General features: G+C 71.2%; 8 protein-coding genes. 7 read left to right on the top strand and 1 reads right to left on the bottom strand.

The features are described from left to right. Nucleotides 1-133: 133 nt before the first annotated feature. Entirely contained in the window at nucleotides 134-1,813 is a 1,680-nt protein-coding gene (locus ABD296_RS47895; RefSeq protein WP_344284670.1) for a bifunctional metallophosphatase/5'-nucleotidase, read from the bottom strand. Between the two features lie 97 nt (nucleotides 1,814-1,910). Between ABD296_RS47895 and mshD the strand changes: the two genes are divergently transcribed. The 7 genes from mshD (at nucleotide 1,911) to efeB (ending at nucleotide 9,342) form a co-directional block, all read left to right on the top strand. After that, complete coding sequence (gene mshD / locus ABD296_RS47890) at nucleotides 1,911-2,759, top strand: mycothiol synthase (RefSeq protein ID WP_344284667.1); 849 nt, start codon at nucleotides 1,911-1,913, stop codon at nucleotides 2,757-2,759. A 300-nt stretch (nucleotides 2,760-3,059) separates the two neighbouring features. Beyond that, complete coding sequence (gene pstS / locus ABD296_RS47885) at nucleotides 3,060-4,175, top strand: phosphate ABC transporter substrate-binding protein PstS (protein ID WP_344284664.1); 1,116 nt, start codon at nucleotides 3,060-3,062, stop codon at nucleotides 4,173-4,175. 170 nt (nucleotides 4,176-4,345) lie between these two features. Next, a complete protein-coding gene (gene pstC, locus ABD296_RS47880) occupies nucleotides 4,346-5,263 on the top strand; it encodes a phosphate ABC transporter permease subunit PstC (protein WP_344284673.1) in 918 nt (305 codons plus the stop codon). Further along, nucleotides 5,260-6,159, top strand: coding sequence for a phosphate ABC transporter permease PstA (gene pstA, locus ABD296_RS47875; RefSeq protein ID WP_344284662.1), 900 nt, complete (start codon nucleotides 5,260-5,262; stop codon nucleotides 6,157-6,159). The genes pstC and pstA overlap by 4 nt, the downstream gene beginning before the upstream one ends. A 22-nt stretch (nucleotides 6,160-6,181) precedes the next feature. Next, nucleotides 6,182-6,958 (top strand): phosphate ABC transporter ATP-binding protein PstB, encoded by a 777-nt coding sequence (gene pstB, locus ABD296_RS47870; protein WP_344284660.1) that lies wholly within the window; start codon nucleotides 6,182-6,184, stop codon nucleotides 6,956-6,958. A gap of 9 nt (nucleotides 6,959-6,967) precedes the next feature. Further along, entirely contained in the window at nucleotides 6,968-8,131 is a 1,164-nt protein-coding gene (locus ABD296_RS47865) for an EfeM/EfeO family lipoprotein (RefSeq protein ID WP_344284657.1), read from the top strand. Then, on the top strand, nucleotides 8,128-9,342 hold the full coding sequence (gene efeB, locus ABD296_RS47860) for an iron uptake transporter deferrochelatase/peroxidase subunit (protein WP_344284654.1): 1,215 nt from the start codon (nucleotides 8,128-8,130) through the stop codon (nucleotides 9,340-9,342). Before ABD296_RS47865 ends, efeB begins: the two co-directional genes overlap by 4 nt. Nucleotides 9,343-9,521 lie beyond the last annotated feature (179 nt).

Here is a 9,521-nt window from a genome sequence, read left to right as displayed (position 1 = left end):
CCGTCCTCCCGCCCGTCGGGCAGGCCCGCTGCGCTCGCTGCACTCGCTCCGCGGGCCTGCCCGTGGCTTGGGCTGAGGTCCGGCCTTCCGTCCGTTCCTCAGCCGGGCCTTCCGTCCCTTGTTCAGCCGGGTCTTACTGGCCTGCGATACGGGTCAGGGGCGGGGGTGTGATCGTGCCCTGGGCGGTGAGGTAGGCGACGAAGCCGTCCAGGTCGATGGGGCCGAGGACCTGGTCCTTGCCCTGGGTGAACGTCGTGAAGCCGTCGCCGCCGCCGAGCAGGAAGTTGTTGGCGGCGACCTTGTAGGTGGCGGACGGGTCCACGGCGGTGCCGTCGACGGTGATGTTCGAGATGCGGTCGCCGACGGGCTTGGAGCGGTCGATGGTGAAGTGCAGGTTCGCCGACGGTTGCAGGATCTTCTCGCCGGCGGACGTCCACTGCTGCTCCAGCAGGGCGTCGAACTGCGCGCCGGTCAGCGACGTCACGCCGAGCACGTTGCTGAACGGCTGGACGGCGAACGCCTCGCCGTAGGTGACGACGCCGTCGCCTTCGGAGCCGCTCGCCTTGTAGGTGAGGTCGGTCCGGACGCCGCCGGGGTTCATCAGCGCGACCTGCGCGCCCTTGTCCTTCATCGCGGCGAGCTGGGAGTCGGCGATGACGTCGCCGAGCGCGGTCTCGCCGGCGGCGGACGGGGCGCGGGTGAGGTCCGCGGTGATCTTGCCGATGGGCTTGTCGGCGATGACGCTGACCCGGTCCTTCCAGGTCTGCACGAACTTCTGCGTCGCCGGGTCCGGCGTGATGTCGCGGGTGACGACGTGGTTGTCGGCCGTCATCGACGAGCGGACGATGTCGTCGGTCCGCTGGTCGACCTTGAAGTCGACCTGGGTGATGATCCGGCCGAACGAGGAGCCGGACGAGTAGAGCCGGGGCCGTCCGTCCGGGCCCTTCACCGTGCAGACGTACTGCTGGTGGGTGTGGCCGGCGAGGACGACGTCGATGTCGGGGTCGGCCTGCTGGGCGATGCGGGTGCCGGCGCCGGGGACGATGCCGCAGTCGTCGGGCTTCTCGCCGGCGTTGACGTTGTCGCCCTCGTGGACGAGCAGCACCATCGCGTGCACGCCGCGCTTCTTCAGCTCCTGGGCGGCCTTGTTCGCGGCCTCGACCTCGTCGTCGAACCGCAGGCCCTTGACGCCGTCGGCGGTGACGATGGTGGGCGTGGTCTTGGTGACGACGCCGATGAACCCGATCTTGACGCCGTTGACGCGGCGGATCGTCCAGGGGTCGAGGAGCGGCTTGTTCTTCTTCTCCAGCAGCACGTTCGCCGCCAGGTAGTCGAACTTCGCGCCCTTCCACTTGCCGGCGGGCGAGCAGCCGTCGACGGGGTGGCAGCCGCCGTTCTGGATCCGCAGCAGCTCCTGGTAGCCCTCGTCGAACTCGTGGTTGCCGACGGCGGACGCGGTGAGCCCGATGTCGTTCATGAACTGGACGGACGGCTCGTCATGGAAGGCCGCCGAGATCAGCGGGGACGCGCCGATCAGGTCGCCCTGCCCGACCGTGAGCGTGTCGCGGTTGCGCAGCTGCTTGAGGTGGGCGGCGATGTAGGCGGCCCCGCCCGCGGGGACGGAGTTGCCGTTCTCGTCGATGGCGGTGCCGGAGCTGCCGGTCGGGGGCTCCAGGTTGCCGTGGAAGTCGTTCAGCGCGAGCAGGCGCACGGACGCCGGGGGCTTGGGGTGCGCGGACGCGGGTTGCGCGGCCAGGCCCATGGCCGTGACCCCCGCGGCGGCACAGGCCAGGAGGGTGCGTCGTCGGATCATGCGCTGGACGCTAGAGAGGCCCGGCATACGGCGATCGGCGGAGTGATGACGGTTATGTGACAACTTGACCAGGGCGCCGGGCGGTTAGGCTGTGATCATGGACGAGGTGCGGGGGGACGTGGGCGCGCTGGTCGAGGCGGCCGCCGCGGCGGACGGGGTGGCGCCGCTGTCGGAGCACGCGCTGCTGGCGCTGCGCGCCGGACGCGGGGGCGTGGTCGTCCGCGACGGTGACGCGGTAGTTGGGTACGCGCATCTCGATCCGGCGACCGATGACGAGCCCGCCGCCGGAGAGCTCGTCGTCCACCCCGAGTACCGGCGCCGCGGGCACGGGCGTGCGCTGCTGCGGGCGCTGCGTGAGAGGGCCGGTGGCCCGCTGCGCGTGTGGGCGCACGGCGATCTGCCCGCCGCCGCCGGGCTCGCCGCGTCCGAAGGCATGGACCGTGTGCGCGCGCTGTTCCAGATGCGCCGTCCCGCCGAGGGCCCGCTGCCCGAGCCGGCGATCGCCGAGGGCGTCCGGCTGCGCGTGTTCGAGCCGGGACGCGACGAGGAGGCGTGGCTGCGGGTGAACGCCCGCGCGTTCGCCGACCACCCCGAGCAGGGCGCCTGGACGATCGACGACGTCCGCGAGCGCGAGGCCGAGGACTGGTTCGACCCTTCCGGCTTCTTCCTCGCCGAGCGCGGCGGTGAACTGGCCGGTTTCCACTGGACGAAGACGCATCCCGGCGGCATCGGCGAGGTGTACGTCGTCGGCGTCGACCCGGACGCGCAAGGGCTCGGCCTCGGCCGCGCCCTGACCCTCGCCGGCCTGCACCACCTGCGCGACTCCGGGCTCGGGCAGTTCATGCTGTACGTGGACGAGTCGAACACCGCCGCCGTCCGGCTCTACGAGTCGCTCGGTTTCACCCGGTACGCGGTCGACGTCATGTACGGCGCCGAGGGCGAGTAAACCGCCGTCGCCTGGCCGGTCCGGGCCGCTTCCCCATGCCCGTACGCGCAAACCGGGATGACCATGTCCGTACCGGGTTTTGGCATGTCTGAGCTGCACTGTTAACCCTGCGGCCACGCCAAATCGGGACATTTTTCGCAGTCGGGTCCGGCCCAGTTCATTCTCCGTTCACCTGGATCGGGGTGTCCGGTCACCTCGCCTGCCTACCGTCGCTTTCGACGGCGACCCCACCACCTGGTCAAACCGTGCCAAAGCGGCGGTCGGGGGACCCGCCCGACGAATCCAAGAGGAGACCTCCCGGTGAAGAACGGTTCTCGGCTCGCCGCCCTCGGCGGTGTGGTCGTCGCTGGTGCGCTGGCCCTGTCCGCGTGCGGCAGCGACGACAACAACGGCGGCGGCGACTCGGCGGGCGCCACCAGCGCCGCGGCCGCCAACATCGACTGCGCGAAGGGCGCGATCAACGCCGCCGGTTCCAGCGCGCAGAAGAACGCGATCGAGGAGTGGACGAAGGTCTACACCTCCAAGTGCTCGGGCGCGAACATCAACTACAACCCGAGCGGCTCGGGCGCGGGCGTCCAGGCGTTCACCTCCGGACAGGTCGCCTTCGCCGGCTCCGACTCGGCGCTCAAGCCCGAGGAGCACGGCCCCGCCGACGCGCGCTGCAAGGCCGGCAAGGCCATCGACCTGCCGATGGTGCCGGGCCCGATCGCGGTCGTGTACAAGCTGAACGGCGTGGACGGCCTGCAGCTGTCCCCGAAGACCCTCGCGGGCATCTTCGCCGGCAAGATCAAGAAGTGGGACGACCCGGCGATCGCCAAGGAGAACAGCGGCGCCAAGCTGCCGTCCAGCGAGATCAAGACGCTGCACCGCTCGGACGACTCCGGCACCAGCGACAACTTCACCAAGTACCTGAAGGCGACCGCGGCGGACGTGTGGTCGTTCGAGCCCGGCAAGAAGTGGGTCGCCCCCGGCGGCCAGGGCCTGAAGGGCTCCGACGGCATCTCCACCGCCCTGAAGCAGACCGAGGGCTCGATCTCCTACGTCGAGCTGTCGTTCGCCAGCAACAACAAGCTGCAGACGGCGAAGCTGCAGAACGGCGCCGGCGAGTACACCGAGATCAGCCCGGAGAGCGCCTCCAAGGCCGTCGAGGGCGCGCAGATCGTCGGCACCGGCAACGACCTCGCCCTGAAGCTGGACTACGGCACCAAGGTCGCGGGCGCCTACCCACTGGTCCTGGTCACCTACGAGATCGCGTGCGAGAAGGGCCTGCCGGCCGAGCAGGCCGCGTTCGTCAAGTCGTTCCTGACCTACATCTCCAGCCCCGAGGGCCAGCAGTCGCTGACCGCCCAGGGCTACGCCCCGCTGCCCGCCAACATCGCCACCAAGGTGCGCGAGACGGTCAAGGGCCTGTCCTGACCGGCGAGGACTCCGGCACCAGCCACAGCCCCGCCGCCGGTGATCCCGGCGGCGGGGCCGCCGCACGTCTCAGCGGTCCGGACGCGGACCGCGAGGAGGGAGACACCGTGACGAGCGACACCCCCGCCGCCCTGGCCAAGGCGGCGGAGCGTCCCCGGCCCGCGCTCTCGATGAGCACCGGCCGCGCCGGGGACCGGATCTTCGCCGGACTCAGCCGCGGCTCCGGCCTGCTGATCCTGGCGATCATGGCGGCGATCGCCGTCTTCCTGGTCTGGAAGGCGATCCCGGCACTCCAGGACGACAAGGCGAACTTCCTCACCTCGCAGGAGTGGAACCCGGACGGGGCCCCCGCGAAGTTCGGCATCGCGCAGCTCGTCTTCGGCACGCTGATGACCTCGTTCCTGGCGCTGATCATCTCGGTGCCGGTCGCGGTCGGCATCGCGCTGTTCATCACCTTCTACGCGCCGCGCCGGCTGTCCGGCGTGATGGCCTTCCTCGTCGACCTCCTGGCCGCGGTGCCCAGCATCGTCTACGGCCTGTGGGGCCTGAACTTCCTGGTCACGAAGATGACCGGGGTGTCGGAGTTCCTCAACTCCTACTTCGGCTGGATCCCGCTGTTCGGCGGGAGCGAGACCGGCGGCCGGACGATCCTCACCGCCTCCGTCGTGCTCGCCATCATGATCCTGCCGATCATCTCCGCGATCACCCGCGAGGTGTTCGTGCAGGTCCCGCACGCGAACATGGAGGCGGCGCTGGCGCTCGGCGCGACCCGCTGGGAGATGATCCGGATGGCGGTGCTGCCGTTCGGCCGGTCCGGGATGGTGTCGGCGGCGATGCTCGGCCTCGGCCGCGCCCTCGGCGAGACGATCGCGGTCGCGATGGTGCTGTCCACCACCGCCGGGATCGACTGGCACATCCTCAAGGACGGCGGCAACACGTTCGCGGCGAACATCGCCAACACCTTCGCCATGTCCGGGCCGACGGGACGCAGCGCGCTCATCGCGTCCGGCCTGGTCCTGTTCGTCATCACCCTGATCGTCAACGTGGGCGCCCGCGCGGTCGTGGCCCGCCGCAAGGAGTTCTCGTGACCTCCCTCTCCGGTACGAAGTCGTCGCCGGCGCTCGCCTCGGTGTCGGCGGGGCGCAAGGCCAAGGACCGCGCCGCCAAGGTGTTCGTGTACGCGGCGTTCGCGCTGGCGGTCATCCCGCTGGTGTCGGTGCTGTGGACAGTGATCTCCAACGGCGCCAAGCGGTTCGACGGCGTGTTCCTCACCCACTCGATGAACGGCCTGGCCAGCAAGGACGCCGGCGGCGGCGCCTACCACGCCATCATCGGCACGCTGGAGCAGGTCGGGCTGACCGCGCTGATCTCGGTCCCGCTGGGCGTGCTCACCGCGATCTACCTGGTGGAGTACGCCCGCAACGGGCGGCTCGGCCGCACCATCAGCTTCTTCGTCGACGTCATGACCGGCATCCCGTCGATCGTGTCGGGCCTGTTCGTCCTGGCGTTCTGGCTGCTCGCGCTCGGCATGGACTTCTCCGGCTTCGCGGGCGCGCTGTCGCTGACGATCCTGATGCTGCCGACCGTCGTCCGGGCCACCGAGGAGATGCTGAAGCTCGTCCCCGGCGACCTGAAGGAGGCCGCGTACGCGCTGGGCGTGCCGCGCTGGCGCACGATCATGTTCGTCGTGCTGCCGACGGCGCTGCCCGGGATCGTGTCCGGCGTCATGCTCGCCGTCGCGCGGGTGATGGGCGAGACCGCCCCGCTGCTGCTGACGATCTTCATCACGAAGGCGATCAACTCCGACCCGTTCAGCGGCGCGCAGGGCTCGCTGCCCACCTTCATCTGGGACCAGTCCACCGACCCCAACGCCAACGCGGTGGACCGCGCCTGGGCGGGCGCGCTGGTGCTGATCGTGATCATCATGCTGCTCAACCTGGCGGCGCGCCTGGTCGCGTGGCTGCGCAAGCCGTCCTCCCGATAGCCCGATAGGAGAAGAACCCACAATGGCCAAGCGGATCGAAGTCTCGGGGCTGCACGCCTACTACGGCGGCACCCACGCCATCGAGGACATCTCGATGACGGTCGAGCCGCGCTCGGTGACGGCGTTCATCGGCCCGTCGGGCTGCGGCAAGTCCACGTTCCTGCGCACCCTCAACCGGATGCACGAGGTCATCCCGGGGGCGCGCGTCGAGGGCAAGGTGATGCTGGACGACGAGGACCTGTACGCCTCGTCGGTCGACCCGGTCGCGGTGCGCCGCGTCGTCGGCATGGTGTTCCAGCGGCCCAACCCGTTCCCGACGATGTCGATCTACGACAACGTCGCGGCCGGGCTGAAGCTGAACGGGGTGCGCGGCAAGCGGCGCCTGGACGAGATCGTCGAGGAGTCGCTGCGCGGCGCCAACCTGTGGAACGAGGTCAAGGACCGGCTGAGCAAGCCCGGCGCGGGCCTGTCCGGCGGTCAGCAGCAGCGGCTGTGCATCGCCCGCGCGATCGCCGTGCAGCCGCAGGTGCTGCTGATGGACGAGCCGTGCTCGGCGCTCGACCCGATCTCCACGCTCGCGATCGAGGACCTGATCGGCAAGCTGAAGAGCCAGTACACGATCGTCATCGTCACGCACAACATGCAGCAGGCCGCCCGCGTCAGCGACCGGACCGCGTTCTTCAACATCGCCGGCACCGGCAAGCCCGGCAAGCTCATCGAGATCGACGACACCAGCAAGATCTTCACCAACCCCGAGCAGAAGGGCACGGAGGATTACATCACCGGCCGCTTCGGCTAACCTGCCGCGGTGACCGCTGATCGTCCGTCCGCGTGGGCTCGGCTGCTGAGCGGCTGTGCGTGCGCGGTTCTCGCGGCGTCCACGGCGGCGTGCTCGGGGGACGATCACCATGGCGGGGCCGCCGCCGTGCAGGCGGACCGGGCGCATTGCGGGCGCGGATGGAGCGATCCGCACCCGGGGACGCAGACGCTGACGGTCCACAACTCCGACAGCGCCGCCACCGAGGTCGACCTGATCGACCCGTCCAGCGGGGCGATCTACGCCGAGCTGGAAGGGGTCGGGCCGGGGACGACGCGGGAGATGCGGGTGACGCTCGGGGGCGGCACCTACGCGTTCTGGTGCTTCCCGGAGGGCGGGCGTCCCGTCACGGGCCCGAAGGTGTCGGTGCGCGGGCCGGCGGGCGGCCCGGCGGTCCGTCCGGTCACGCAGAACGACCTGTTTCCGGCGTTGCGGTCCTATCGTGCGTATGTGACCAAGGGCCTCGGCCTCCTGCGGGACCGCACCGACGAGCTGCGCGACGCCGTCCGGTCGGGCGACCTGGACGCGGCGCGCGGGACGTGGCTGCCCGCGCACCTGGCCTACGAGCGGCTCGGCGCCGCGTACGGCACGTTCGGCGACTTCGCCGACAGGATCGACGGGCGTCCGGCGGGGCTGCCCGGCGGCGTCCACGACTCCGGCTTCACCGGGTTCCGGCGGGTCGAGTACGGGCTGTGGCACGGGGAGTCCGCGGCGACGCTGCGCAAGCCCGCGGACCGGCTCTCCGCCGATGTCCGCGCCCTGATCGACGATTTCCCGCGCGAGCAGATCGACCCGACCGACCTCGGGCTGCGGGCGCACGAGATCCTGGAGAACACCGTGCAGTTCGAGCTGACCGGCAAGGGCGACCAGGGCAGCGGGACGTCGCTCGCCACCGCGTCGGCGAACCTCGAAGGCACCCGCGCGGTCCTCGACCCGATGCGCCCGGTGCTCAAGCCGCGGATGGACCTGTCCGGCGTCGACACCTGGCTCGACCGCACGGCGAAGCTGCTGGACGCGCAGCACCGGCACGGGAAATGGACCCCGCTGGACGAGCTGAGCACCACCGACCGCGAGCGCATCAACGGCGCCGTCGGTGAACTGGTCGAACGGCTCGCTTCGGTCGCGACGGTGGCCGCGGTGAGGAGGACGTCGTGACGGGGCCGGGGCGCCGGTCGTTCCTGCGCGGCGCGCTCGCGGCGGGCGTCGCCGGGGCGGTCACGACCGGCAGCGCGGGCGCGGCGGAACCGGAGGAACGGTCCACGCCGTCGCCGAAGGCGGCCCCCTTCCACGGTGTCCATCAGGCCGGGATCCTGGAGGAGCCGCAGGCCCGCACGATCGTCGTCGCGTTCGACGTGATCGCCGAGAGCAGGGCCGAGCTCACCGACCTCATGCGCACGCTCACCGACCGGGCGCGCACCCTGACCGGCGGCGGCGTCCCGGCCGAGCCGGGCATCAGCGCGCCGCCGCCCGACTCCGGCATCCTCGGCCCGGGCGCCCCCGCCGGCGGCCTCACCGTGACCGCGGGCGTCGGCGCGTCCCTGTTCGACGACCGGTTCGGCCTCGCGTCCCGGCGCCCGAAGCGGCTCACGAAGATGCGGACGTTCCCCGGCGACGACCTCGACCCGGCCTGGTGCCACGGCGACCTCGCCCTCACCCTCGCCGCGGCCGACGACGACACCGTCCTGCACGCGCTGCGCGACATCTGCCGGCACACCCGCGGCGGCATGCAGATCCGCTGGCGGATGAACGGGTTCTCCAACCGGCCCCGCCCGTCCGGCACGCCCCGCAACCTGATGGGCTTCAAGGACGGCATCGCCAACCCCGACGTCACCGACGCCGCCGCGATGAGCCGGCTGGTCTGGGCGGGCGGGGACGAGCCGTCCTGGACGGCCGGCGGAACCTACCAGGTCACCCGGCTGATCCGGATGCTCGTGGAGTTCTGGGACCGGGTCGGGCTGCCCGAGCAGGAGCAGATGTTCGGCCGCAGCCGCGACACCGGCGCGCCGCTGGACGGCGTCCGGGAGACCGACGAGCCCCGCTACGCCGCCGACCCCATCGGCAAGGTCATCCCGCTGACCAGCCACATCCGCCGCGCCAACCCCCGCGTCCCGGACACCGAGAGCAGCCGCATCCTGCGCCGCGCCTGCAACTACGACCGGGGCGTCGACGGCGCCGGGAACCTCGACATGGGCCTGGTCTTCACCTGCTTCCAGCAGGATCCGCACCGCCAGTTCGAGGCCGTCCAGGAGCGCCTCGCGGACGAACCGCTCACCGATTACATATCACCGTTCGGCGGCGGTTACTTTTTCGTTCTTCCCGGCGCCCGGAATCGGGTAGATCATCTCGGCCGGGGGTTGCTCCAGTAGGCGCGCGGCGCGCCTGCAGACCCCTCACCAGAGGAGGAGACATGCGGGAGACACCAGGTCCACAAGGCCGGGCCGGAACCGGGGGCCGCCGCGGCGCCCGCCGCCGGCCGGTGCTGATCGCCGCGGCGGCGGTCACGGCGGGCCTCGCCGGCCTCGCCGCGGCCTGGGGCTCGTCCGGC

It is taken from the genome of Actinomadura napierensis, assembly GCF_039529375.1.
GTDB classification, from domain to species: Bacteria; Actinomycetota; Actinomycetes; order Streptosporangiales; family Streptosporangiaceae; genus Spirillospora; species Spirillospora napierensis.
The sequence above is the reverse complement of the archived record's forward strand: the minus strand, read 5'-3'. Positions and strand labels throughout refer to the sequence as shown.

Coding starts and splice junctions, on each gene's coding strand:
- ABD296_RS47895 (WP_344284670.1), bottom strand. CDS start 1,813: ATGATCCGACGACGCACCCTCCTGGCCTGTGCCGCCGCGGGGGTCACG.
- mshD (WP_344284667.1), top strand. CDS start 1,911: ATGGACGAGGTGCGGGGGGACGTGGGCGCGCTGGTCGAGGCGGCCGCC.
- pstC (WP_344284673.1), top strand. CDS start 4,346: ATGAGCACCGGCCGCGCCGGGGACCGGATCTTCGCCGGACTCAGCCGC.
- pstB (WP_344284660.1), top strand. CDS start 6,182: ATGGCCAAGCGGATCGAAGTCTCGGGGCTGCACGCCTACTACGGCGGC.